The following is a 24,700-nucleotide window of genomic DNA, read 5'->3' as shown; positions in this document are numbered from 1 at the left end:
GCCGATGCGACGCACGCCCATTTATATCATCTGCTCGACGCGACCGATGGTCGGCAAGACCCTCGTCGCGCGCTTGTTGTGCGAATTCCTGAAGCTGCAGCGCGGCGACGTCACCGCCTTCGATGTCAGCCTGAAAGAACCGTCGCTGCTGGATTTCCTGCCGAAGCTGACCGAGACCGCCGATATCGGCGACACATTTGGCAAGATGTCGCTGATGGACCGGCTCATCATCAACGACGACGTCGCCAAGGTGATCGACCTCGGCTATTTCGCCTTCGACGAATTCTTCAAAATGACCGGCGAGATCGGTTTCGCCAAGGAAGCCGCACGCCGCGGCGTGGCGCCCATCGTGTTCTTCATGGGCGACAGCGACCGCGCCTCATTGCGCGGCTATGAGATGCTGCAGCAGCAATTCACCCGCAATTCGCTCTATGTGATCGACAACGAACACGTGCTGCGCGGCGAAATCCCGGTGGCGCTGGCGCAGGGCCGCATGCTGCGCATCGCGGCACTGCCGGTGTTCCTCAAGACCTATATCGACCGGCTGAATTTCTCCTTCACCGGCTATTTGCGCTCGGAGCAGGATTCATCCACCGAGCTGCATCAGTGGATCAGGAAGAATTATTTCAGCTTTCGGGAGATCGAGCTGGGGCTGCTGCTACAGGGGTCGTGACGGGCAATCAATGCCCGTCGAACGTCATCAACGTCCGCACCGGCACATTCATCGCCCGCAGCTTGGCCGCGCCGCCGAGATCCGGCAGGTCGATGATGAAACAGGCGGCCATCACCTCAGCACCGATCTGGCGCATCAATTTGACCGCACCTTCAGCCGTGCCGCCGGTGGCGATCAGATCATCCACCAGGATCACGCGCTCACCGGGCTTGATGGCGTCGGCATGCACTTCCATCTCGTCGATGCCGTATTCGAGAGAGTAAGCGATGCGCACGGTGGTGTGCGGGAGCTTGCCCTTCTTGCGGATTGGCACGAAACCGGCCGACAACTGATGCGCCACCGCGCCGCCGATGATGAAGCCGCGCGCTTCCATGCCGGCGACCTTGTCGATCTTCAGCCCCGCCCAGGGCTGCACCAGCTCATCCACCGCGCGGCGGAACGAGCGTGCATCACCCAGCAGTGTGGTGATGTCGCGAAACAGGATACCCGGCTTCGGATAATCCACAATGGTGCGGACGGAGGCTTTGAGATCGTGCGCGAGTTCGGGTGTCATCAGGGTCTTTCGATTCTTCAGATGGAGATCAGTTGGGGCGCTGCCCCAACCGAAATGCGTTTTCGACGATACGTAAGCCGACCTCGCCGTTAAGCGACATCAGCGATTCCGGATGAAACTGCACGCCGCCGACCGGCAGCGTCTTGTGTTCGATGGCCATGGCGACACCGTCCTCGGTCGAGGCCGTCACGGTGAGCACATCGGGCATGCTGTCCTGCTCGACAAACAGCGAGTGATAGCGGCCGATGACGATTTCATTGGGCAGACCGTTCATCAACTTTCCGCCGCGCACCTGCACGCGCGACGGCCGTCCATGCGCCGGCTGCGCGAGCTGGCCCAGCACGCCGCCGAAATATTCGCCGATTGCCTGCACGCCCAGGCAGACGCCGAACACCGGCAGTTTCTTGTCCAGCGCGGTATCGAGTGTCTTGCCTATGCCGAAATCGGCGGGACGTCCCGGCCCCGGCGACAGCACGAGGAGATCGAAACTCTCGCGGTTCAGGACTGTCTGTGCATGGACATGACGAACCACGCTGACGGTGGCGCCGACCTGACGGAAATAATCCGCCAGCATATGCACGAAACTGTCATCGTGATCGATCAGCAGCACCTTCTTGCCCGAACCGGTTGCATCCGGCGCGAAGGCCGACAGGCGCTTCGGCGGATCGCCACGCAGCGCTTGGAACAGGGCTGCGGCCTTGGTCTGGCATTCCTTCTCTTCGGCGACGGGATCTGAATCGAACAGCAGCGTCGCGCCGACGCGCACTTCGGCGAGGCCATCCTTCATGCGGATGGTACGGATGGTAATGCCGGTATTGATGCCGCCATCGAATGACACGGCACCAATCGCGCCGGCATACCAACGCCGCGACGAGCGCTCGTTATCCTCGACGAACTGCATCGCCCACAGTTTCGGCGCACCGGTCACCGTCACCGCCCAGGCATGGGTCAGGAACGCATCGAGCGCGTCAAAGCCCGGCCGCAGCATGCCTTCCACATGATCGACAGTATGGAACAGTTTTGAGTAGGTCTCGATCTGCCGACGCGCCAGCACCTTGATCGTGCCGGGCACGCAGACACGCGCCTTGTCGTTACGATCGACGTCGGTGCACATGTTGAGTTCGAACTCGTCTTTCTCCGAATTCAGCAACTGCCGGATCTGTTCGGCATCGCCGATGGCATCGACGCCACGCGCGATGGTGCCGGAGATCGGACAGGTCTCGACGCGGCGACCGTCGGAGCGCACGAACATCTCGGGCGAGGCAGCGACGAGAAATTCGCCGTCGCCGAGATTCATCAGTGCGCCGTAAGGCGACGGATTGATCACGCAGAGGCGCTGGAAAACCTCGGCCGGCGAGCGTTCGCAAGGTTCAGCAAATAATTGCCCGGGCACCGCCTCGAACAGGTCGCCGCGCGCGAAAGCGGCGCGGGCGTTCTCGACCGTCTTCTGATATTCGCCGGGGGCGTGATCGGCAAAGCCCTGGCGCGGCGCCTTGTTGTAGCCGCTGTCGGGCGTATCACGCGGCAGGCCTTCGGTCGTGCGATCCTTCCAGGTGAAATCATAGGACATCACCACGCCGCGGCCGGTGGCGCGGTCATAGGCCAGCAGCGTGTCGGGCAGATACAGCACGATGTCGCGCTGGTCGGCCTCGCGCGTGCGCTTCTGCTTCAGGTCTTCCATCTGGAACACGAGGTCATAGGCGAAGGCGCCATAGAGCCCGAGCATGGAATCGTCTGAGGAGAACAATTGCGCGACCATGTCGCGCACCAACGACATCACGCTGGCGCGGCGGGTGCGCTGGTCTTCCTCGACCGGCGCCTCGCCGCGGATGATGTGGCCCTTGAGCTTCGACATCGTCCGCCCGTCGAGCGCGATACAGGGATCCTGCAGCGTATCGGCGAGGAAGGCGATCAATACCTGGCCACGCTTGTTCAGCGCCGTCAGCGTGAAATCCGTCCCGGTGGTTTCCAGCAGCAACGGCGGATCGGAAAAACCGAGATCGAAGCTCTCATAGCGGCCGGGCACCGTGGTGCCCGACGACAACACCACACCGCGGCGCTGGTCGAGCCGGACGATCAGATCGTCCAGCGCGGTGCCGCCGGTGAAATAATCGACATGGCGCGCCACGGTGAGACCCGCTCGGGTCTTGTAGGCGCTGTCAGCGGGGAGCGAAAACACAGTCCTGTTCATGGTGTCCTCTTAGGAAACATGCCGGAGGGGGCGCCACACAGAACAAACAAGCAAAGGCCGTCGCACTGCGATGGCGGCCTTCGACGATTGAAAATAAGCAAATCGCACCGACCACCTCTTCAGGAGGTGCGCCACCAACGACGGCTGTTGCGGACAGGGGTGCTCATGGCCGGCAAATCACCATGGCCGGCCCGGAACGTCAAGGGACTAAACGGCCCCCGGCCGCTCCCGGACGAATACCGTCAGTTTGAGCGCCCCGACGCCGTCCTCGATCGGGGTCCAGCCGATGCTCTCGTACCAGGCCCGACGGGGCGGGGCAGCGCAGAGATAGACCCGGGCATGCCCCCGAGAGAAGGCCTCCAGGCAGGCCCGCTCGATCAGCGCCGGGGCGATGCCCTGTTTGCGGGCATCGGGCTCGGTCCAGACCGCCGCGACCCAGGGCGTATATTGCGGGCGCTCGTCGAGATCGGACACCAGCAGCGACGCCGTTCCGAGAAAGTCTGGCCCACGATGGGCCACCAGCGCGATCGGCAGGTCGGTCCCCTGCATGTTCTCGCGCAGTCGCTCGACGATATAGGCCTCGGGCACGCCATGGCGTTTCCACCACGCCTGCCAGATACGATCGGCGACGGTATCGAAGAAGTCGGGCTGCTGGCGCAAATCGGAAATGGTGAAGTCGGATGTCATCGGCCTCGACCTACAAGGTCAGGCCTGTCGCATCAAGCTGCCACGCGGCTATGCGTCACGTGTGTGGGATTAACCAGTGAGCCGCTTCAGCATCGGAAAGGATGACGTCGTGCCGAATTTTCCCTGCGGCACTCCGCAGTCTTCATAGCCGGCAGACCGATACAGGCGATGGGCTGTCTCGGTGCTGATCAGATGGCAGACATCGTTGCCATGGTCCCGTGCGGTCGCCTCAAGCTGTGCCAGCATCGCCTTGCTGACGCCCCGGAACCGGGCATCCGGCGAGATGTAGTTGCACGTAATCTCGCCATCGTGTCTGACGATGCCGACGGCGAGCACTGTTTCTTCCTCGACCGCGACGAGAACGAAATTGTCCGGATGGGCGATCCAGCCCTCCACTATTTTAGGAGTCTTGTTGGCGAGCCAACGTCTCAGGATCGCCGGATCGTCATGATGATCGGCGCCGCAGAGCTCGGCGATGGAGCGGCGCAAGACATCGCATATCTCGGCCGCTTCATCGGGGCGCGCTCTGCGGATCAGCATCCGATCATAGGACCTCAGCCCAGGTGCTTCTTGAAGAACGCGGTCGCGCGGCCCCAGGCGAGTTCGGCGGCTTCACGGTCATGTACGCTGACGCGCTGCTCGTTGACGAAAGCGTGGTCGGCGTCATAGCGGAAGAACTCGGCCGACTTGCCGGCAGCCTTCAGGCCGTTCTCGAACGCATCAACCACCGCAGGCGTGCACCAGTCGTCGCGATTGGCGAAGTGGCCCTGCAGCGGCACCTGCACATCGGCGGGCTTGGCGGCCTGCTCCGGCGGAATGCCATAGAACGCCACGGCGGCCTTGAGTTCGGGAATCTTGCACGAACCGATGATGGTCACCGCTCCGCCGAGGCAGAAACCGGTGAGACCGACTTTGGCACCGTTGCGCGACAGGTACTGCGCCGCGCCGCGCACGGTCTGCGTGGTGGCGTCCATGAAATCGAGCGAGTTCATCTCTTTGCCGGCCGCATCCGTGTCGTGATAGGGCACGACCACGCCGTTATAGAGATCAGGCGCCAGCGCATCGAAGCCGGCCAGCGCGAGACGATCGGCCAGGCCCTTGATCTGCTCTTGAAGACCCCACCATTCCTGGATGACGACGACGCCCGGCGCGTTGCCGGCCTGGGCATTGGCGAGATAGCCCTTGGCTTCCTTGCCGTCGGGGCGCTTGAAGCTGATCGATGTTCCCATGATGTCCTCCGCTGGAATGGTTCGGGGCAACTTATAGACCCCTCACGTGTCAACTCAACCGGGCCAGCGCGCGCTGCAGGTCTCGCTTGTAGGTCAGAAAATCGACAAACAGTCCGTGTTCGCCGCCGTCCCGCCGTGGCGGTTGCGCGAACCATTGCGTGATCTCCTGCCGCAGCGCTGCTGCCGCATCCGGCCGCGCGGCCTTGGCCGCGAGATAGGCTGCGATCACGCGGGCCTGCAATGCACGCCCTTCCCAACCCACGCCCGCGCCTTCCAGCAGCCCGGCCACATACAAGCCGTTATCCTCCGACGGAAACATGTTCATGAACAGCCTTGGCGCACCGATCGCGTCCTGCCAATCGAGTGCACGGAGATCGCCGAGGAACGGAAACGTGATCCGGTAGCCGGTCGCAAGCAACACCAGATCGACCTCGTCGCAGCGGCCATCGGCGAACACGACCGACTTGCCGTTGAATTCGCGGACCGGCTTGCGCAAGCCGACATCGCCCTGGCCGAGATGCTGCAGCACCAGTGAATTGACGATCGGCGTGCGGTCATAGAGGCGGTGCTGTGGCTTCGGCAGACCGAAGCGCTCCGGCGCGCCGACGATGAAGCGCAGGATCGGCTCGTGCAGCCTTGAGCGCAGGTTCTTCGGAATGATGAAGCGCTTCGGCTTGTGATTGCCTTCGTCCGCCGGCTTGCCGGCGAGAAACTTTGGCACGAAATGATTGCCGCTGCGCACGCTCCACAACACTTTATCCGCGCGATGGACCGCATCGACGACAATGTCGCAGCCGGTATTGCCCATGCCCACCACCAGCACGCGCTGGCCGGCGAAGATGTCCGCGGTTTTGTAATCCTTGGCATGCATCAGTGGGCCATCAAAGGTGCCTGACGTTTTGGGGATCAGGGGATCGCTGAGATGGCCATTGGCGATGATGACGCCGGCATAGTCTGCCGACGTGCCGTCGCTGAAAGCAGCGTGCCATCCACTTTCCTGCCGCGTCAGGCTGCGCAGGCCGGTGTTGAAGCGGATCAGCGGATAGAGATCGAAATGCCGGGCATAGCTCTGCAGATAATCCAGCACCTGACGATGGCCGGGATAGGCCGGCCAGTCCTCCGGCATCGGGAAATCCGCAAAGGCCGTGGTGCGCTTCGACGAGATCAGATGCGTCGAGGCATAGACCGCACTCGGCGCCGCGCCATACAGCCACTGCCCGCCAATATCGGCATTCTGCTCGACGGCTTCCACAGCATGGCCAGCGGCCTTCAGGCTCTGGATTGCGGCAAGACCTGCGGGACCGGCGCCGATGACGAGGAAAGTCATGACATCAGCTCCGGGCGTTCGTCGCGATAGCGTTCGAACACGGCGCGCGCATCAAGCTTGGGCGAATAACCGAATTCGGATTTGAGCCGGGTGTTGTCGAGCACCGGACGATACTGAATGAATTTGACATTCTGCGGCGTCAGTTTGGTCAGCCCGAGCGCATGGAGCAACCACAGCGCGCCCTTCATCACCGCGGGCGGAATTGGAATGAACGGCTTGCCATTTAGCTGCGCAATCTCGCGCAGGCTGAGCGTACCATCGCCGGCGAGATTATAGATGCCGCCGTTGCCAGTGTGCACGGCCTGCGCCAGTGCCGCCACCACATCGGAATCGGCGATCAGCGAGAACGGCGTTGCGGCGCCACTGAGGCCGGTGACAACAGGGCGCTCGAACAACGCAGTGATCTGGTTGTTCGTGGTCGGCCCCAGCACCGTGCAGGGGCGAAACACGGTCTGCCGCAATCGTGGATGATCGCTACGCCAGCGCGCCAGCATCTCCTCGACCTCACGCTTGTTGCGTGCATAAGGGAAATCCTCGTTACCGCGCAGCGGATCGGTCTCGCGCAACGGGACGGGATTGTCGGCGTGATAGCCATAGGCCGCGCCGCTCGAGGTGACGATGAGGTGGCCGACACCAGCCGCGAGACAGGCTTCCAGCACATTGCGCGTGCCCAGCACATCGATCTCATAGTCGCGCCGGTCGTCGCCTCCGACGGCAACGACCGAGGCGAGATGCACAACGGTGCGTGGCTTCACGCGGGCGATGACATCCTTCAAGGCGGGATCTCGGATGTCGCCATGCTCGTAGGCAATGCCGTCGAGACGCTGTTGCGGCGGCACCTCGCGCAGATCGAGCGCTGTCACCGGCCCGTCGCCACCGGCCGCGAGTGCGCGCAGCAAAGCGCTGCCGATGAAGCCTGCCGCGCCGGTGATCAGCACGCCGCTATTCGCCATCGCGTCGCTCATGCAGCACCTTCAATGCGTGCCGGATGCGGATCGCGCCGTTTCCACCAGGCCGCCAGCGCCCAGCCGGAGACGAGGTGCCAGACTCCCCAGCCAGCGGCGACCAGCGCAGCCCCGCCAAGGCCGTCGAATTGCGTGAGGATCAGCGCCAGCCCCAGGCCGGAATTATGCATGCTGACTTCAATGGTGAGCGCGCGGGTGTCGTAGTCGCTCAGCCGCAGGACTCTTGCGACGCTCCAACCAAGCGCGACGGCGATCGCGTTATGCAGCACGACGAAGGGCAGCACCGCCGTCGAGAATACCGCGATGTAGCGCCAGTTGGTGATCGTCGCGGCCAGAATAAATCCGATCAGGAACACGAAAGAGAGGATCTGCAGCGGCCGGCGCAGACGGTCGGCCAGCCCCGGCAGATGACGCACCGTGAGCAGACCGGCAACCATCGGCACGCCGAGCAGCAGCACGGTCGATCCGATAAACGAGACGGGATCGACGCTCACCTGGCGCAGCAGCGCCGCGGTTTGCGGATTGAGCCCGGCCCAGAACAGGATGTTCAGCGGCGTCGTGACGGACGCGAGCAAGCTGGAGATGCCAGTCATCGACACCGACAGCGCGGTGTTGCCGCGCGCCATATGGGTGATGAGATTGGAGATGTTCCCGCCAGGACAGGCCGCCACCACCATCATGCCAAGCGCGATGGAGGGCTGCGGCTTTAACACCATGGTGATCGCCCATGTGACCGCCGGCAGGAGGATCAGTTGCGCGGCGAGCCCCGCGAGCGGCGCCGCCGGACGTCGGAACACATCGACGAAATCGGCGACGCGAAGATCGAGCGCGACGCCATACATGATCAGCGCCAGCACGATGCCGAGCGCCATCTGACCACCCGGACTGATGTTCAACAGAATATCGTCGATCGCCGCGCCCGCCATCCATCCCCCCGATGAGCGTGGATATCCGTGACGCTCACCGAGCCCGCGTCTCCCGCCTTTGCGCAAAGCTTAATCAACGGTTCCCCGAGAATCCATGGTCCGGGCGCGCACAGGCTGAAAACGAAAAAGGGCCCCATCAGGGGCCCTTTTGAAAGAATGTTTGCGACGCTCAGTGAGCGTTCGCCCAGACCTTCTTCTTCGTGAAATACATCAGGAACGCGAAGATGATCAGGAACACCATCACCTGCAAGCCAATACGCTTGCGGGCCTCAAGATGCGGCTCCGCGGTCCACATCAGGAAGGTCGAAACGTCCTTGGCGTAGTTCTCGACCTTCTGCGGGGTGCCGTCGTCATAGGTCACCTGATCGTCGGAGATCGGCTTCGGCATCTTGATGGCGTGGCCGGGGAAGTACTTGTTGTAATACGCGCCCGGCGGCAGCGCGAAATCCTTCGGCGCCGGATCGACATAGCCCTGCAGCAGCGCGTCGATGTAGTTCGGGCCCTTCTCCTGGAACTGGGTGAAGAAGTCGAACACGAATTGCGGGAAGCCGCGGTCGTAGTTGCGGGCCTTGGCCATCAGCGACAGATCCGGCGGATAGGCACCGCCATTGGCTGCGCGCGCCGCGTTCTCGTTCGGGAACGGCTTGGGGAATGGATCCGCGAGACGACCGGGACGTTCGAACATATCGCCGGCGTCGTTCGGACCGTCCTGCACCTTGATCTCGGATGCCACTGCCAGCGCCTGAGCCGCAGAGAAGCCCGGGCCGCCCACGTCCGCGAGGTTGCGGAAGTGGATCAGGCTCATCGAGTGACAGGTCGAACAGACTTCCTTGTAGACCTTGTAGCCGCGCTGCAGGGCACCGCGGTCAAACTTGCCGAACGGGCCGGCAAACGACCAGCTCAGAGACGGCGGCGTCGGGCCGCCATGCTCGTCGGCAGCCTTGGCGCTCTGCGTGCCGCCGGCCATCAGACCACCGGCGAGAACCAGCGCGACGATCGCGGAGGCTGCCTTCTTGCCGTATTTGGCCAGCACATCGTCAGCGATCGAGTTCGGCACTGCGCGAGGCGTTTCGATACGGCTGAGGATCGGCAGCACGATCAGGAAGTAGGCGAAGTAGCAGAAGGTCAGGACACGGCCGGCGATGATGTAGATGCCTTCCGCGGGCTTGCCGCCGAGCCAGCCGAGCAGGACCGCCACCACGACGAACATCCAGAAGAACTGCTTGGCCAGCGGACGATACTTCGACGACTTGGTCTTGGCGGTATCGAGCCACGGCAGGAAGGCCAGCACGATGATCGCCGAGAACATCGCGATGACGCCGCCGAGCTTGCTCGGGATCGAACGCAGGATGGCGTAGAACGGCAGGTAGTACCATTCCGGCACGATGTGCGCGGGCGTCACACCGGGATTGGCCGGGATGTAGTTATCGGGATCGCCGAGATAGTTCGGGATGTAGAACACGAACCAAGCGTAGAAGATCATGAAGCAGACCATGCCGAAACCATCCTTGATGGTCGCGTAGGGCGTGAACGGCACGGTATCCTTCTCGGTCTTCGGCTCGACGCCGGCCGGATTGTTCTGACCGGCGACATGCAGCGCCCAGACGTGCAGCACGACGACGCCGGCGATCACGAAGGGCAGCAGGTAATGCAGCGAGAAGAAGCGGTTCAGCGTCGGATTGCCGACCGAATAGCCGCCCCACAGCAGGGTCACGATGCTCTCGCCCACATAGGGAATCGCCGAGAACAGGTTGGTGATGACGGTGGCGCCCCAGAAGCTCATCTGGCCCCACGGCAGCACGTAGCCCATGAAACCAGTCGCCATCATCAGAAGGTAGATGATCACGCCGAGGATCCAGAGGATTTCGCGAGGTGCCTTGTACGACCCGTAATACAGGCCACGCAGCATATGGATGTAGACGGCGATGAAGAACATCGATGCGCCGTTGGAGTGCAGATAACGCAACAGCCAGCCGTAATTCACATCGCGGACAATGCTCTCGACCGAATTGAACGCCATGTCCACATGCGGCGTGTAGTGCATCGCCAGGATCACGCCGGTGACGATCTGCACGCCGAGCATGAAGGACAGGATGCCGCCGAACGTCCACCAGTAATTCAGGTTACGCGGTGTCGGATAGGCAACGAAGGAGGAATGGACGAGGCCGATAATTGGCAGACGCTTTTCAATCCACTGCAAAGCGGGATTGGTCGGCTGGTAGGTCGATGGTCCGCTCATGATGCGATCCTGAGAAGAGAAAAACACTATCGGCGCGAGATCGGATGGGATCCGACAGCTCAGCCGATCTTGATCTTGGTGTCAGAGACGAAGGCGTAAGGCGGGATCGGCAGGTTGAGCGGCGCCGGACCCTGACGGATGCGGCCCGAAGTGTCGTAGACCGAACCGTGGCAGGGGCAGAAAAAGCCGTCGTAAGCGCCTTCGTGAGCAATCGGGATGCAGCCCAGATGGGTGCAGATGCCGATGACGACCAACCACTGGTCGTGGCCTTCCTTGACGCGAGCCTGATCGGTCTGCGGATCGGGCAGGCTCGACACCGGAACGGCGCGCGCCTCTTCGACCTGCTTCTTGGTCCGGTTCATGATGTAGATCGGCTTGCCGCGCCAGAACACCTTGATGTCCTGCCCCTCGGCGATGGGGGCCAGATCGACCTCGATCGGCGCACCCGCCGCGATGGTCGAAGCATCTGGATTCATTTGAGAAATCAGCGGCCAGACGGCGGCTGCGGCGCCCACTGCAGCCACTGCCCCAGTGGCCACGAACAAGAAATCACGGCGCGTGTGTTCCGCCGAAGACGTTGTCGTCACGATCCCAACCCTTTCTTATCTGCAGCCGGCTTAGACACTCCCGGTCACGTCTTTGCGTTGACCTGAAGCAAAAAACCGACGCCCGCGATTCTCCCCACGGCGGCAGAGGCCTACTAGTCCTTGCCTAACAGGCAGAACACGCAGTCCAGAATCGTTCTATTGGCACCCTTGGTGCGGCAGTGCAAGCCTACGATCGGCGAAGCAAGATGCGATGCACCACAGAATCAACGCCTTTCCGCGCGGCGGATAATTCGGCACGTCGTGACTATCGGAAACGGCCATCAGGCTTTTGGCGGGACAAGGGATCGCGATTCGCAGTCGATCGCGCTCCGCCGATTTTCCGGACACCTCTCGCGCGCCATGATTCGCGCGACGGTCAGGCAAAAACAGCAACAATTCATGATCGTGAATAATTCTGCGTCGTTTCAGCAACAAATCGCGCTCAAGTAGCGCGTTTGAAGACGTTCTAAATCCCTAATTCTGTTCTCATTCTTCGCCTGCGCTAAAGCGAAAGCATCCAAATTTTACCGGTAGAGCCGGCCTAACTGGGGCATCGCAGCGTCATGACAACATCCCACTTCATCGAATCGGCAACTCGGCTGCATACGCTTCGGGCTCTATGTCTTTGCGCCGTCAGCGGTCTCGCTTTGTCGATTCCGACAGGTGCTGCCGACGCTCAGTCTGCCCTGCCGCCAGTGACGGTGGATGCGCCGCAGCAGCGTACGCGTCCGGCGACGGCCAGGCCGACCCAGCGCGCATCGACCAGCCGCGCCGCCCGCACCAATCGCACGGCCCGTGCGCCGCAGGCGGCACCGGTGGCACCAGCCAATCCCAACGCCGGTGAGCGCGCCGGCGGCCCCGTGATCGGCTTCGTCGCCAATCGCAGCGGCTCCGCCACCAAGACCGACACCCCGATCATGGAAACTCCGCAATCGATCTCGGTGATCACCTCCGACCAGATCAAGACCCAGGACGCACAGACCCTCACTCAGGCGCTGCGCTACACCGCGGGCGCCAATGGCGACGTCAATGGCGGTTCCGATACCCGCAATGGCGGCATTCAGATCCGCGGCTTCGACATGACGCAGCAGGGGCTGTACCTTGATGGCCTGCGGCTGCCCAGCACGCCCTATATCCATTTCGACAGCCTCGATCCCTTCGGCGCGTCTCGTCTCGAAGTGCTGAAAGGGCCGTCTTCGGTGATGTATGGTGGCAGCGGGCCGGGCGGCATTCTCAACTATGTCAGCAAGCTTCCGACCGCCCGGCAGTTCGGCGAAATCTCGGTGTCAGGCGGCAGTTTCGACCGCTATCAGGGCGAGTTCGATTTTGGCGGTCCCGCCAACAAGGAAGGCACGGTGCTCTATCGCCTGACCGGCCTGGTCCGTGACGGCGGCACGCAGGTCGATGACGCCAGGGACAGCCGCGTCTTCATCGCGCCGGCCGTCACCTTCAAGCCGAACGAAGACACCACACTCACAGTACTGGCGAATTATCAGAAGGAGAAGAACGGCTGGGGTCTGCAGTTCCTGCCGGCATCCGGCACGATCTATCCGAATGCGGGCCGTATCATCCCTATCAACCGCAACACCGGCGAACCCGGCTTCAACAGATACGACAACGAGATCGCTTCGGTTGGCTACCTGTTCGCGCATAACATCAACGATAACCTGACCTTCCGGCAGAACCTGCGCTACTCGTGGATGCACAACGAATCCGACAGCATCAATGCCGGCGGTTACCTCGACGAAGCCGCCGGGCTGCTCTACCGCTACGGCGGATCATCGGCATCGACGATCAACTCCATCGCCGTCGACAACCAGCTGGAGGGCCACTTCACCACCGGCATCCTGAGCCACACCACGCTGTTCGGCATCGACTATCGAAACACGACATCGACCGACGTCAACACGAGCTACAGCGCCGATCCCCTCAACGTCTTCAACCCCGTCTACACCAACACCTGGACCAAGGGCGCGCTCTACGAAGACTATCGTGTGAAGCAATCGCAGGTTGGCATCTATGCCCAGGACCAGATCAGGCTCGGCCGGCTCTCGGTCCAGCTCGGCGGCCGGCAGGATTTCGCCAAGACGACCTACGACAACTACATGGACGGTTCATCGACCTCCACCGACGCCTCGGCCTTCACCGGTCGTGCGGGCGTGATCTACAATTTCGACAGCGGCGTGGCGCCCTATTACAGCTACTCGGAGTCGTTCCTGCCGGTGCTGAACATCGCCAATGGCAGCCTGCTGGCGCCGGAAACAGCGCATCAGCATGAGGTCGGCATCAAGTATCAGCCGGTCGGCGTCAATGCGATGATCACGCTTGCCGCCTTCGACCTGACCCGGCAAAATGTCGTTCGCTTTCTGCCTGTTGCACCGTTCACGGCGATCCAGACCGGCGAGGTCAATTCTCGCGGCATCGAAGTGGAGGCCACCGCCACCCTCGCCGCCGGCTTCAATGTCCGCGCCGCCTATTCCTACATCGACATCGAAGTCACCAAGGATCCGGTGAATGTTGGCAAGGCTCTGACCACCGTGCCGATGAATCGCTTGGGCATCTGGAGCGACTACACGATGCAAGGCGGCCTGTTCGAGGGCGTCCAGATCGGCGGCGGCATTCGCTACATCGGCGATAGCTGGGCCGACGATGCCAACACAAGCAAGGTGCCGGGAGCCACCGTGGTCGACGCGCTACTGGCCTATAATCAGAAGAACTACCGGCTCGCGCTCAACGTCACCAACATTGCGGACACCCGCTATGTTTCATCCTGCTACAGCCCCGTTTATGGTTGCTTCTACGGTGACTCGCGCAAAGTCGTCGCCAAGCTGACCTATCGCTGGTGAACATTAGAATCACCCTAAAGCGCGACAATACGCCACCGCCGGTCTCTCGACCGGCAGTGGCGACACTTGGTAGTAAACGCGACCACAACAACACGGGCGGAACGCCATGAGATCGATCTTCGGGCGCCTGCATCGCTGGGCTGGACTCCTCACCGCCGCCTTCCTGTTCTTCTCGGGCGTCACCGGCGCGGTTATCTCGTGGGATCACGAGCTTGACGATCTTCTCAACAGCAAGCTGAAGGACGTCACCACCGCGGGGCCCGCTAAACCATCGATCGAACTCGCGGGCCTGATCGAGCAGCGCGATCCGCGCGCGCGCGTGATCCACATGTACATGACGCCGGAAAAGAATGAGTCGCTCTCGTTCTTTGTTCTGCCGCGGATCGATCCCACGACAAGCAAGCGTTACACGCTTGATTACAATCAGATCTTCCTCGATCCCAACACCGGCGAAGAACTCGGCCGCCGCTATTGGGGCGCCGTCTGGCCCGTGACCCGCGAGAACTTCGTCTCGTTCCTCTACAAGCTGCACTACACGATGCATATCCCGGAATTCTGGGGCAGCGACCGCTGGGGCATGCGCATCCTCGGCGTCATCGCCATCATCTGGACCATCGATTGCTTCATCGGATTCTATCTGACACTGCCATCGCGCAAACGCGTCAAGGCGGGAGCCGCTCCCGCCGTCGCGCGCGAACTCGGCAAGGGGTTCTGGGCGCGCTGGAAGCCGGCCTGGATGATCAAGACCTCGGGCAGCGCCTACCGGATCAATTTCGACATCCACCGCGCCTTCAGCCTGTGGACCTGGGCCCTGCTGTTCATCATCGCGTTCACGGCGTTCTCGTTGAACCTGTATTTCGAAGTCTTTTCGCCGCTGATGAAGAAGTTCTCGGACTACACGCCGACGCCTTACGAGCAGCGGGAGTATCGTCACCTCGATAACCCGATCGAACCCAAGATGACCTGGGCCCAGATCCTCGAGCGCGCCACCGCCGACGGCAAGGCACGCGGCTGGACCACACCGATCGGCTCGCTGTTCTACGGCCCGGCACATGGTGTGTATCAGGTGTTCTTCTTCGAGCCGGGCGACGATCACGGCGCCGCCGGCGTCGGCCCGCCGTCGCTGTTTTACGACAGCGAGGACGGCCGTCCGCTCGGCGCCAAGCTGCCCTGGGTCGGCACCGCCGCCGACATCTTCGTGCAGATGCAGTTCCCGATGCATTCGGGACGAATCCTGGGTCTGCCCGGCCGCATCCTGATTTCGGCGATGGGCCTGGTCGTGGCGGCGCTCTCAGTCACCGGCGTGGTGATCTGGTGGCGCAAGCGCCGCGCGCGCGTGAAGGTACGCGCGACAACGGAAGCACGTTCGAATACGCGACTCGCGCCGGCGGAGTAGAGCCGCCGGCCTTGTCCGACTGCATGTCAGGCGCTATCGCCTGACATGGGTCGCGTCGATCAAGATGCGGCCGGAGAAAGTCCGCCGTGCGCATCGCCCTCTACCAGCCTGACATTCCGCAGAACACCGGCACCATCCTGCGGCTCTGTGCCTGTCTCGATGTCGAAGCTCATATTATCGAACCGGCGGGCTTTCCGACCTCCGACCGCCATTTCCGCCGCGCCGGCATGGACTATCTCGATCAGGTGTCGATCGTCCGGCACGATTCATGGCGGCATTTCGAGGACTGGCGGCGCGAGGCCGGCCATCGTCTCGCGCTGTTCACCACCAAGGGCGCCACGCCCTATCTCGAGCATCGCTATTCTGACGATGAGATTCTGCTGTTCGGCCGCGAGAGTGCCGGTGTGCCGGACGACGTCGCAGCGGCCGCCGATACACGGCTGGTGATTCCGATGCGCCAGGATCTGCGCTCGATCAATCTGGCGATGACGGTGGCCATGGCGCTCGGTGAAGCGCTCAGGCAGACGCGCGGCTAGAGCGCGATCCCGAGAAGCGGACGCCGGTTTTCGGACAGCATCGCGTTCATACAAAAAGAGGACTCTGAGGCACGTTCTTCGACAAACGTCATGATTTGTTAACGACGCGCGCAGCGACGTCTTTAAGACGGACGGGATACTGATACCGGTCATTATCGGGAGACCCTTGATGACTCGCACCCGTCCGTCAGTTCTCAACATGCTCGTATGGGCCTACTGGGATTTGTATCATGCCCTACGAACGGCTTGGCTTCCTGCACTGATCGCGACTGCGATCGTATCCATCGGCACTGTGGCGGCGCTGATTGGACCGTTGTTCCTGACACGAGATCCAATCGCACAAGCGCTTGCCCGACAAACGATAACGACCGGATTATGTTTCCTGCTGACGCCGTTCTTGCTGGCAATCCACCGACTTGTCGTGCTCGGCGAATTGACCCATCAATACGATTTCACACCGTCCGAACCGCGTTTCCAGTCATATTTCGGCTGGCTCGCTTTGGCTGTTTTCATCATGGGCGTGCCATCACTTCTGGAAGCCCTCACGACGCCAAGAGGTCCTGTTTATTATAGCGCTGGTCAATCATTCCCCGGCTCCAGTCGCTCGGTGGTCGTGACCATTATCCATCTCGCCGGCTTGGTCGCCGTCCAGTATTGCCTCGCACTTCTACCGGCGGTGGCTGTCGATGCCCCGGGAGCCACTTGGCAAAATGCAGTAAGCGACACACGCCGTCACATCTGGTTCGTGCTCATGGCAACGATCCTGCCGCTTATTCCAATCGGCTTGCTTGCTCTTGCGGTCGCATCGCTGGTGGGCTCGAGAAACCATGTGGGTATGGTTGTGAGTACGCTGTGGTTCGGCGCAATACTGGTTGTTGCGTTGACGCTCGTGGCCGTAGTCGCCTCGCGTCTCTACCAGCTCATAGGCGACCGACTGAACGTGCCGTTACGCTGAGAGTTGATGCCCGAGATCGGCTGACTACCGCCCGCTCGGCACACGCGTGGCGATGTAGTCCTTGCCCTTCGCCGTAAACGTCTCGCGAATGATGAAGCCGTCCGCCGGCGACATCGGGCCGATCGGCACTGGCCCCGTGGGCATGATCAGCGTGGCATTGCCGCCGACGAAGATCAGCAGGTGGCGACGTTCCGCCAGCAGCTTCTCCGACCAGGCGATCAGGCCGGAATGGATCGGCTCCTTCTGCCAGGCGAAAGGCGAGCCGGGATCGACCTGCCCATAGATGAAGCCGGTGGTCGGATAGACCGAAAACACGATCTTCGAATTTTCCGGCTTCCAGGATTCCGGCATCTCGTTGTCCTGGATCCAGACGCAATCGAAGGCGCGGCATTGCTGTGGCCGGCTGTCGTAGATCTTACAACCCTGCGCGATTGCGCAGTGCTTGCACCACTTGCCCGCCGGCTTGGCGAGGTCGTCGATGCGATAGACCTTGCAGCACATGGTGCAGGTCCCGCACGTACGTGTGGCGGCGGCAGAACTGCCGGATGTGACGAGCGACGGCTGCATGGTATCCAGGTGCGACAATTTGACGTGATGTCATCGACCTTTGGCGGCCCGCGCCGGACATCGCAATTGACATGTCGGTGATCGGCCGGGACATCCACCGGCCAGCCGTGCTAAGAGCCGCGGCTTACCCCATATGGAACCGAGATGTGGCCCGAGCCGGTTCGGGCATGCCGGTTTTAGAGAGCTAAGACAGTGAGTTATGCGGTCAAAGAAATCTTCCTGACACTGCAGGGCGAAGGCGCCCATGCCGGCCGCGCGTCCGTCTTCTGCCGGTTTTCGGGCTGCAATCTCTGGACCGGCCGGGAACAGGACCGCGCCGGGGCGACCTGCCAGTTCTGCGACACCGACTTCGTCGGTATGGACGGCACGCTGGGCGGCCGCTACCCGGACGCCGAGAAGCTCGCCGACATCATCGCCGCACAATGGGTGGGACCATCCGGCAACCGCTATGTGGTGCTGACTGGCGGCGAACCGCTGCTACAGGTGGATGCCGAACTGATCGACGCGCTGCATGCGCGCGGCTTCGAGATCGGCGTCGAGACCAACGGCACGGTCGCGCCGCCCGCAGGCATCGACTGGGTCTGCGTCAGCCCCAAGGCCGGTGCGGAACTGGTGGTGCACAGCGGACACGAATTGAAGCTGGTCTATCCGCAACCACAGGCGATGCCGGAGAAATTCGAAGGCCTCACCTTCGAGCGTTTCTCATTGCAGCCGATGGACGGGCCGGACGCCATCAGCAATACCGCTGACGCGGTGGATTACTGCCTGCGCCACCCGCAATGGCGGCTGAGCGTGCAGACACACAAGACACTTGGGATCCGCTAAGGACCCGGACTTCTAAGGACGACGACTTCCTATGTGGGAACTGACCAAATCGTTTCGCTTCGAGGCGGCGCATGCGCTGTCTCACACCACGCTCGGTGAAGTGAGCCAGGAAATCCATGGCCACTCCTTCCGCGCCGAAGTCACCATTCGCGGCGTGCCGGATCCCGTGACCGGCATGGTGATGGATCTCGGCTTGCTCGACCGCAGCCTCGACGAGCTGCGCAAGACGCTCGACCACAAGTTTCTCAACAAGATCGAAGCGATCGGCATTCCGACGCTGGAAAATCTCTCGCGCTTCATCTGGGACCGCGTCGCCGACAAGGCTCCGGTGGTCCGCGTCGGCGTGTTTCGCGACAGCTGCAATGAGAGCTGCGTGTATTTCGGGCCGTAGGGCTAGGGTCTTTATTGGAGCATGATCTCTCGACAAACGAATTCGTTTGTCGGCGAAAACCGGAATCCAGCTTTCGGGATCATGCTCTAGTCTTTCCCTGTGATCATGCAGGTCGCGGTCGCATGCGCGCAAAGCCTGCCATCCTTGTCGGTCAGCGTCCCCTCCGTCGCAGCCATCCTGCGCCCCATGTGAATGATACGGCCCTCGGCGCGGATCGGCCCTGACGCGGCCGTCATGGCACGGATATAGGTGACCTTGAGATCGAGCGTCGCGTAACCGGTTCCTGCTGGCAGCGAGGTCTGCACCGCCAGCGCGATGGCGCCATCTAACATCGTGGCTGCGTAACCGCCATGCACCGTTCCGAGCGGATTGTAGTGATCCTCGTTCGGCGAGCCGACCAGCACAACCTTGCCCTGCTCTGCGGACTCGCCCTTGATGCCGAGTGTGCGGCCGATGCCGCGCGCAAATCCGCCTGCGGCGAAGGCCTGCTGCACAAGCTTCAGGCCGCTGCTCGCGTCACCAATCTCAGTTGTCATGTTTGCCTCCGCCGTCCCGTGAACATCCTTGTTATGGGACCGGGATGGCAGAGCTTGCCTTTCAAGTCAATATTGTTGACCTTAAGACTTGAACTTGGCTAGTCGCGCGCCGCCTCCGCCATCACCGCCGACCATGCGGCCTGGCTGCCCGCCCCCGCCTTCTTGAAGGCGCGCGCCATGATCTTACGCTCATGACCGGATGCGATGCGCTCGACCGCGCGGCCGGCGGGCGTCAGTTCAAGAATCTTGAAACGATGCCGCGTCGGATCGCGCTTGACGGCCACATAGCCCTCATCGAGCAATTGCTTCATCGGGCGATGCAGCGCCTGTTTCGAAATCTGCAGGATCGCCAGTAGATCCGACATCGTGATGCCCTCGCCGCGCAGCACGGCATAGAGAATGCGATGGTGAACCCGAGACAGGCCGACCGTCGCCAGATACTCGTCAGCCGCACGCGTCATCCCGCGCCATCCGAAATACATCAGCGCCAGTGCATCATCGAGTGGATCGAGCTTCTTCAGGTCAATAACATTGACTTGATTGCGGGCGGTGTTAGGCTTCACAGAAGATGGGCTCATCGAAGGCTCACGACAGGGAGACAGGATGCATGTTGACGCGGCAGGACGCGATGGCATTCGCGCAGCAATGGGCTGCAAACTGGAACCGGCTTGCGATCGATACGATCGTTGATCATTTTGCTCCCGAAGGTGAGATACGCAGCCCGCTGGCAACGAAACTGGCGGGATCATCCACCATAAAGGGACGCGACGCCATTCGCACCTACTGGCACGCCGCCTATGGCGGGCTATCCGAGCCACATCTCACCTTGGAGAGCGCCGCCTGGGACGGCGCGTTACAGCGCCTGACGGTCTGGTGGAGCGCGCCGCTGCCCAGTGGACCGACCCGGGCGTGCGAGATGATGGATTTCGATGCCGATCACCAGATCGTCCGCAGCGAAGCCTATTATGGCGCCGGCAGCTAGGACGGCGGCGGGCGGCACGTCTCATGCGCCCGCATGCGTTTCGATGATCGCCGTGCATTTCCCGCACTGGCGCCTATAGTGGACGGACTCATCGAAAGCCTCCCTGTGCGCATTCTGTTGATCAATCCCAACACCACCGAGAGCGTCACCACGCTCGTAAAACGGCATGTCGAGGCCGTAGCCGGCGATGCCGCGACCTTTGTGCCGGCGACCGGCCGGTTCGGCGCCCGCTATATTTCGACGCGCGCCTCGGCGGCCATCGCAGGCCATGCGGCGCTCGACGCCTATGCTTCTCATGGCGCCGGCTGCGATGCGGTCTACCTCGCCTGCTTCGGCGACCCCGGCCTGCTGGCGCTGCGCGAAATTGCAGACGTTCCCGTGGTCGGCATGGCCGAAGCTTCCTGCATCGAGGCCTCCAGACGCGGGCGTTTCGCCATCGTCACCGGCGGCGCGCTGTGGGGGCCGATGCTCCGGGAATTCGTCGGGAGCATCGGCTTGGCCGACAAGCTCGCCAAGGTGCGCACCATCGCACCGACCGGCGGCGATATCGCGCGGAATCCCGATGCAGCACTGGCCGCGCTCGCCAGCGCTTGCACGGCCTGTGCCACGGACGACGGGGCCGAGGTCGTGATCCTTGGCGGCGCAGCACTCGCCGGCCTTGCGTCTCGCATCCAAGCTGACGTGCCGGTACCCGTCTTGTGTTCCGTCGAAACCGGCACGCGTGCCGTGATCGCCGCAGCAGCGAAAGGTCTCGACAGCAGCCCGCCGCCTGCGCTGGAGAGCGTCGGCCTCGGCGCGGAACTCGCAAAACTGCTTCAGCAAAAATAGCTGACAGAAACATCCCCGTGTTCGGCCTGTCATGACGCGGAGCTAGACTCAGTGCGCGCCAAACACATTTCGGGAGCCGACCATGGAATTGAAATCAGGCGATGTCGTCATGCTGAAGTCGGGCGGTTGCCCGCTGACCGTGGCCGACGTTGACGGCGACAACATCGAATGCATCTGGCTGGGCGAGGAAGGCGATCTGTTCCGCGAGACCCTTCCGCGTGCCGTGCTCGAACTCGCCCTCGTCATCCCGCATGACGACGAAGACGAGAGCGAAGAGGACGAGACTGAAGAACACGACGACGAAGAAGAAGAGCACAAGAGCAAGGTGGCCTGATCAGGCCGTCCGCCGCCGGGCGCAAATGTCCGGCGGCGGCTTGTTGCTCATCTTTGCAGACCGAGTTTGAACGCGTCCGCCTCGATATTGCCTGCAGCACCGTCGGTCGCGAAGACCGCAACGGTTGCTTGCGCATGTTCGGGACAATGATAGACGGCGATGCCACTGCCCGGACCTCCGCCGGTATGCCCGACGACGCGTAAATTACTGGTTGTCGTTCCAGCCATAACGCCAAGGCCGTAAGCCGCGTGTTGCCACGGACGTCCTGTACCGGGATCACCCACTGCGATTCCGTGGCACATCTCGTCGCGCAGCCCCACAGGCAGCAAGTCCGTCGTCATCAAGCGGTGCAACAGCATTGCGGCATCGCGCAATGTCCCGACCGCCAGCCCGTGATAGACCCAGCGCGGATCGTAAGACTGCGCATTGCCCATCCGGACATCGGCGAGATCGCTGCGTTGATTGGCGATGCGCGGCCCGACCACACCGAAGGGTTCGAGCAACCGGTGTCGTATCAAGGCATCGAGCCCCAGCCCGCTCACGCGTTCGAGATGTTCCCGGACCAGCAAATAGCCGACATTCGAATAGGCGAAATGGCCCGGCTCAATTCCGGCATGCAGAGCAGAAACTGAGTGCAGCAGCTGGTCCACCGGCCAGGCGTCTTCACCGGCAGCGACAGCCGCATGGTAGGCCGTAACAGAACCGTAGTCGGCCAGACCGGCGCGATGCTGCAACAACTGGCGGAGCGCAAAGGACTCGCCCGGCAACGCATCATCCAGAGCCAACTGTCCATCACGCACCATGGTCAGTGCCGCGGCGGCAATCAGCGTCTTGGTGAAACTCCACCACGGCACAACGACGTCGGCATCATCGCTGATATCGGCAGAACCGGGGCGAATGACGTGCTTCATGGTACCATCGAGACTTAGAGCTGATGGTCGTGCTTGAATCGCGCAATCGTCTGGTCGGCGATAACGGTCAACACATCGACCTCCATCGGAAAGTCCAGCGCCAGCCAGGCATCTTCCGCCAGCGCCAGCACATGGCCGAGCGCCGGGCCCTTGGCGATGCCGCGCGCCATGAAGTCGGCGGCCCTGAGCGGAAACACCGGCGGTGTCCATCGTTCCGGCAAGGTTAGGAGCGTTTTCCACGCCTCTACATCGGCATCGCGGCCGGCGCGGGCCCAGGCGAGCATCATGCGGTTGCGATAACGGGTTTCGCCCAAGCGATAGAGCCGCCGCCGGGCATGGGATTCATCCATGCCCTTCAGCCGCCACCAGCGATGGCCCATGGAATCCAAGGCCTTTGTTTCGTCATTGGACAGCCGCAGCTTTTGCGCAAGCCGCCGCGCATCCTCGGTGACGGCCACGCCGAGCGCGCCAAGCCGCAGAACCGCATCGGGTTTTTGCCCCAGAGCCTGCTCGATGGTGATCATTGCGGCGAACGGTCCCATGTAGGTGACGCCGCCCGCGATCCGCAGCATTAGGCCGGCATCGACCATCGCATCCACCGCCGCGAAGGCCCCATCGGCCACCAGCAGCTTGAGCAACTCCATCCTGATACGCTCGGCCGATATTCCCGCCAGTCCATCGCGGCCGCGAATGCTGGCGAGATAACCTTCGCGATCCGGTACCCCGGCGCCATAGGCGGCATGAATGCGGAAGAACCTGAGAATGCGCAGATAGTCTTCGGCGATGCGCCTATCGGGATCGCCGATGAAGCGCACCCGCCGGGCATCGAGATCGGAGAGGCCGCCGACATAATCGTGCACTACGCCGTCGATGGATGCGGAAAGACCGTTCATCGTGAAATCACGTCGTTCGGCATCGCGCTTCCAGTCGCGCCCGAATGCCACCTTGGCCTTGCGGCCAAAGGTCTCGACGTCTTCGCGCAATGTCGTGATCTCGAACGGTGCGCCATCGACCACCAGCGTCACCGTACCGTGCTCAATGCCCGTCGGTACGCTCTTGATATGGGCCGCCTTGGCGCGGCGGATCACTTCATCGGGCATGGCCGTCGTGGCGATATCGATTTCGCCCACTGGCAATTTCATCAGAGCGTTGCGCACAGCGCCGCCGACCGCGCGGGCTTCCTCGCCATTGCCATTGAGCAGCGCCAGCACCTGCCCGGACGGTCCTGACGTGAGCCACGGCGCGTCGGGCAGTTTGCGCACGCTCATCTTTCGACCCCGGGAACCAGCCTGCCGTTTTCGATATGCGCCGGGACATAGGTCGATCCCGGCGGCGCGCCGGAAAACTGCGCCAGCAGCACGAGGCTGACAATCACCAGCACGGCGGCAGCGATGGCGAGCCTGATCATCACCGGCATCGGCCATGACGATTTCAGTGTCACGCCATTCTTGGTCGCGATGAGGAAAATGGCATAAAGCGCGAACGGGATGAGGAAAATGCCGACTTCGGTCAGAACCGGACGGATCATGTGAGCACGATCCGTTCATACAGCACGCGCAGGATGCCTGCGGTAGCGCCCCAAATATAACGTTCGGCGAACGGCATCGCGTAATAGGACCGCTCCATGCCGCGGAATTCCTTGCTGTGCAACTGATGATTGGCGGGGTCCATCAGAAACGCCAGCGGCACCTCGAATGCGCTTTCGACTTCGTTCTCGTTGATCGTGAGACTGAAGCCCGGCTTCACCCGCGCCAGCGTCGGCAGGATGCGAAAGCCGAAGCCGGTTGCATAGAGATCGAGATAACCGATCGGCTCGACGAAGGAGCGATCGAGACCGATTTCCTCCTCGGCCTCGCGCAACGCGGCGTCCAGCGGCGAGACATCGGTCGGATCGATCTTGCCACCGGGAAACGAGATCTGTCCGGCATGATCGTTGAGATGCGCGGAGCGCTGGGTAAGCAGCACAGTTGGTTGTTCGTGTTCGACGATGCCGATCAGGACCGCGGCCGGGCGGATCGGCCGCTCCTGCGCCACGATCTGGATCATGCGGTCATTGCCGGCATCGCCGGTGACGGGAACGATGCTGGCGTCGGTGAGCCCCTCGGGCACATCAAAATTCAGGCGTGCCTTCGCCCGCTTGAAAAACTCAACTGAACCGATATCCGCGGCATCCGCGTCGGTCTTCAGCATCGGCTCATTCGCCCGGCTCACTTCAA

General features: G+C 62.2%; 28 protein-coding genes. 11 read left to right on the top strand and 17 right to left on the bottom strand.

What is annotated here, in order from left to right:
- Window positions 1-4: 4 nt before the first annotated feature.
- On the top strand, window positions 5-673 hold the full coding sequence (locus AB8B02_RS29235) for a hypothetical protein (protein WP_120288374.1): 669 nt from the start codon (window positions 5-7) through the stop codon (window positions 671-673).
- A gap of 7 nt (window positions 674-680) precedes the next feature.
- Here the strand turns inward: AB8B02_RS29235 and AB8B02_RS29230 are convergent, their stop codons facing one another.
- From AB8B02_RS29230 to petA, 10 genes are all read right to left on the bottom strand, one after another.
- Entirely contained in the window at window positions 681-1,226 is a 546-nt protein-coding gene (locus AB8B02_RS29230; protein WP_068733118.1) for an adenine phosphoribosyltransferase, read from the bottom strand.
- A 28-nt stretch (window positions 1,227-1,254) separates the two neighbouring features.
- Window positions 1,255-3,417, bottom strand: coding sequence for an anthranilate synthase component I (locus AB8B02_RS29225; protein ID WP_439065867.1), 2,163 nt, complete (start codon window positions 3,415-3,417; stop codon window positions 1,255-1,257).
- Window positions 3,418-3,624: 207 nt separating this feature from the next.
- On the bottom strand, window positions 3,625-4,104 hold the full coding sequence (locus AB8B02_RS29220; protein WP_120288372.1) for a GNAT family N-acetyltransferase: 480 nt from the start codon (window positions 4,102-4,104) through the stop codon (window positions 3,625-3,627).
- A gap of 69 nt (window positions 4,105-4,173) precedes the next feature.
- Window positions 4,174-4,644: a GNAT family N-acetyltransferase gene (locus tag AB8B02_RS29215; protein WP_120288371.1), complete on the bottom strand. Its 471-nt coding sequence runs from the start codon at window positions 4,642-4,644 to the stop codon at window positions 4,174-4,176.
- Between the two features lie 14 nt (window positions 4,645-4,658).
- Window positions 4,659-5,333 (bottom strand): dienelactone hydrolase family protein, encoded by a 675-nt coding sequence (locus tag AB8B02_RS29210; protein ID WP_093759598.1) that lies wholly within the window; start codon window positions 5,331-5,333, stop codon window positions 4,659-4,661.
- Between the two features lie 49 nt (window positions 5,334-5,382).
- A complete protein-coding gene (locus AB8B02_RS29205; protein WP_120288370.1) occupies window positions 5,383-6,660 on the bottom strand; it encodes an NAD(P)-binding domain-containing protein in 1,278 nt (425 codons plus the stop codon).
- A complete protein-coding gene (locus tag AB8B02_RS29200; RefSeq protein WP_120288369.1) occupies window positions 6,657-7,625 on the bottom strand; it encodes an SDR family oxidoreductase in 969 nt (322 codons plus the stop codon). Before AB8B02_RS29200 ends, AB8B02_RS29205 begins: the two co-directional genes overlap by 4 nt.
- A complete protein-coding gene (locus tag AB8B02_RS29195) occupies window positions 7,622-8,551 on the bottom strand; it encodes a bile acid:sodium symporter family protein (protein WP_120288368.1) in 930 nt (309 codons plus the stop codon). Before AB8B02_RS29195 ends, AB8B02_RS29200 begins: the two co-directional genes overlap by 4 nt.
- Window positions 8,552-8,720: 169 nt before the next feature.
- Entirely contained in the window at window positions 8,721-10,790 is a 2,070-nt protein-coding gene (locus tag AB8B02_RS29190) for a cytochrome c1 (protein ID WP_089262525.1), read from the bottom strand.
- Between the two features lie 59 nt (window positions 10,791-10,849).
- A complete protein-coding gene (petA, locus tag AB8B02_RS29185; protein ID WP_068733107.1) occupies window positions 10,850-11,377 on the bottom strand; it encodes a ubiquinol-cytochrome c reductase iron-sulfur subunit in 528 nt (175 codons plus the stop codon).
- A 261-nt stretch (window positions 11,378-11,638) separates the two neighbouring features.
- Here petA and AB8B02_RS29180 point away from each other — a divergent pair, with 261 nt between their 5' ends.
- The 5 genes from AB8B02_RS29180 (at window position 11,639) to AB8B02_RS29160 (ending at window position 17,110) form a co-directional block, all read left to right on the top strand.
- Window positions 11,639-11,827: a hypothetical protein gene (locus AB8B02_RS29180; protein WP_210210675.1), complete on the top strand. Its 189-nt coding sequence runs from the start codon at window positions 11,639-11,641 to the stop codon at window positions 11,825-11,827.
- A gap of 197 nt (window positions 11,828-12,024) precedes the next feature.
- Window positions 12,025-14,223, top strand: a complete 2,199-nt coding sequence (locus tag AB8B02_RS29175; protein ID WP_439065866.1) for a TonB-dependent siderophore receptor — start codon at window positions 12,025-12,027, stop codon at window positions 14,221-14,223.
- A 106-nt stretch (window positions 14,224-14,329) separates the two neighbouring features.
- Window positions 14,330-15,619, top strand: a complete 1,290-nt coding sequence (locus tag AB8B02_RS29170) for a PepSY-associated TM helix domain-containing protein (RefSeq protein WP_120288366.1) — start codon at window positions 14,330-14,332, stop codon at window positions 15,617-15,619.
- Window positions 15,620-15,705: 86 nt separating this feature from the next.
- On the top strand, window positions 15,706-16,155 hold the full coding sequence (locus tag AB8B02_RS29165; RefSeq protein ID WP_120288365.1) for a tRNA (cytidine(34)-2'-O)-methyltransferase: 450 nt from the start codon (window positions 15,706-15,708) through the stop codon (window positions 16,153-16,155).
- A 169-nt stretch (window positions 16,156-16,324) separates the two neighbouring features.
- Window positions 16,325-17,110, top strand: coding sequence for a hypothetical protein (locus AB8B02_RS29160; protein WP_147421600.1), 786 nt, complete (start codon window positions 16,325-16,327; stop codon window positions 17,108-17,110).
- 24 nt (window positions 17,111-17,134) lie between these two features.
- Here AB8B02_RS29160 and AB8B02_RS29155 read toward each other — a convergent pair whose 3' ends face one another.
- Window positions 17,135-17,677, bottom strand: a complete 543-nt coding sequence (locus AB8B02_RS29155) for a hypothetical protein (protein WP_120288363.1) — start codon at window positions 17,675-17,677, stop codon at window positions 17,135-17,137.
- A gap of 192 nt (window positions 17,678-17,869) precedes the next feature.
- Here AB8B02_RS29155 and queE point away from each other — a divergent pair, with 192 nt between their 5' ends.
- Both queE and AB8B02_RS29145 read left to right on the top strand, forming a co-directional pair.
- Entirely contained in the window at window positions 17,870-18,502 is a 633-nt protein-coding gene (gene queE, locus AB8B02_RS29150) for a 7-carboxy-7-deazaguanine synthase (RefSeq protein WP_120288362.1), read from the top strand.
- 31 nt (window positions 18,503-18,533) lie between these two features.
- Window positions 18,534-18,893 (top strand): 6-carboxytetrahydropterin synthase, encoded by a 360-nt coding sequence (locus AB8B02_RS29145; protein ID WP_120288361.1) that lies wholly within the window; start codon window positions 18,534-18,536, stop codon window positions 18,891-18,893.
- Window positions 18,894-18,979: 86 nt separating this feature from the next.
- Here the strand turns inward: AB8B02_RS29145 and AB8B02_RS29140 are convergent, their stop codons facing one another.
- The gene (locus AB8B02_RS29140; protein ID WP_093759607.1) at window positions 18,980-19,429 is read right to left on the bottom strand and encodes a PaaI family thioesterase; all 450 of its coding nucleotides are present in this window, start codon (window positions 19,427-19,429) and stop codon (window positions 18,980-18,982) included.
- 98 nt (window positions 19,430-19,527) lie between these two features.
- Complete coding sequence (locus tag AB8B02_RS29135) at window positions 19,528-20,007, bottom strand: MarR family winged helix-turn-helix transcriptional regulator (RefSeq protein WP_120288360.1); 480 nt, start codon at window positions 20,005-20,007, stop codon at window positions 19,528-19,530.
- 29 nt (window positions 20,008-20,036) lie between these two features.
- On the opposite strand from AB8B02_RS29135, the gene AB8B02_RS29130 reads away from it, so the two are divergent.
- The 3 genes from AB8B02_RS29130 to AB8B02_RS29120 all read left to right on the top strand — a co-directional run bounded on the left by AB8B02_RS29130 (window position 20,037) and on the right by AB8B02_RS29120 (window position 21,573).
- A complete protein-coding gene (locus AB8B02_RS29130; protein ID WP_439065865.1) occupies window positions 20,037-20,411 on the top strand; it encodes a nuclear transport factor 2 family protein in 375 nt (124 codons plus the stop codon).
- A 105-nt stretch (window positions 20,412-20,516) separates the two neighbouring features.
- On the top strand, window positions 20,517-21,239 hold the full coding sequence (locus tag AB8B02_RS29125; protein ID WP_120289098.1) for an aspartate/glutamate racemase family protein: 723 nt from the start codon (window positions 20,517-20,519) through the stop codon (window positions 21,237-21,239).
- Window positions 21,240-21,321: 82 nt separating this feature from the next.
- Entirely contained in the window at window positions 21,322-21,573 is a 252-nt protein-coding gene (locus AB8B02_RS29120) for a YodC family protein (RefSeq protein ID WP_120288359.1), read from the top strand.
- 47 nt (window positions 21,574-21,620) lie between these two features.
- Here the strand turns inward: AB8B02_RS29120 and AB8B02_RS29115 are convergent, their stop codons facing one another.
- Genes AB8B02_RS29115 through AB8B02_RS29100 form a run of 4 tightly spaced genes read right to left on the bottom strand, consistent with a single transcriptional unit; the run spans window position 21,621 to window position 24,674 of the window.
- Window positions 21,621-22,484, bottom strand: a complete 864-nt coding sequence (locus AB8B02_RS29115) for a serine hydrolase domain-containing protein (RefSeq protein WP_120288358.1) — start codon at window positions 22,482-22,484, stop codon at window positions 21,621-21,623.
- 14 nt (window positions 22,485-22,498) lie between these two features.
- Window positions 22,499-23,752 (bottom strand): CCA tRNA nucleotidyltransferase, encoded by a 1,254-nt coding sequence (locus AB8B02_RS29110; protein ID WP_439065864.1) that lies wholly within the window; start codon window positions 23,750-23,752, stop codon window positions 22,499-22,501.
- Entirely contained in the window at window positions 23,749-24,012 is a 264-nt protein-coding gene (locus AB8B02_RS29105; protein WP_120288356.1) for a DUF6111 family protein, read from the bottom strand. The genes AB8B02_RS29110 and AB8B02_RS29105 overlap by 4 nt, the downstream gene beginning before the upstream one ends.
- Complete coding sequence (locus AB8B02_RS29100) at window positions 24,009-24,674, bottom strand: CoA pyrophosphatase (protein WP_120288355.1); 666 nt, start codon at window positions 24,672-24,674, stop codon at window positions 24,009-24,011. Before AB8B02_RS29100 ends, AB8B02_RS29105 begins: the two co-directional genes overlap by 4 nt.
- Window positions 24,675-24,700: the final 26 nt, after the last annotated feature.

The organism is Tardiphaga sp. 862_B3_N4_1 (assembly GCF_051811085.1).
In the GTDB taxonomy this organism is placed as follows: Bacteria; Pseudomonadota; Alphaproteobacteria; order Rhizobiales; family Xanthobacteraceae; genus Tardiphaga; species Tardiphaga robiniae.
The sequence above is the reverse complement of the archived record's forward strand: the minus strand, read 5'-3'. Positions and strand labels throughout refer to the sequence as shown.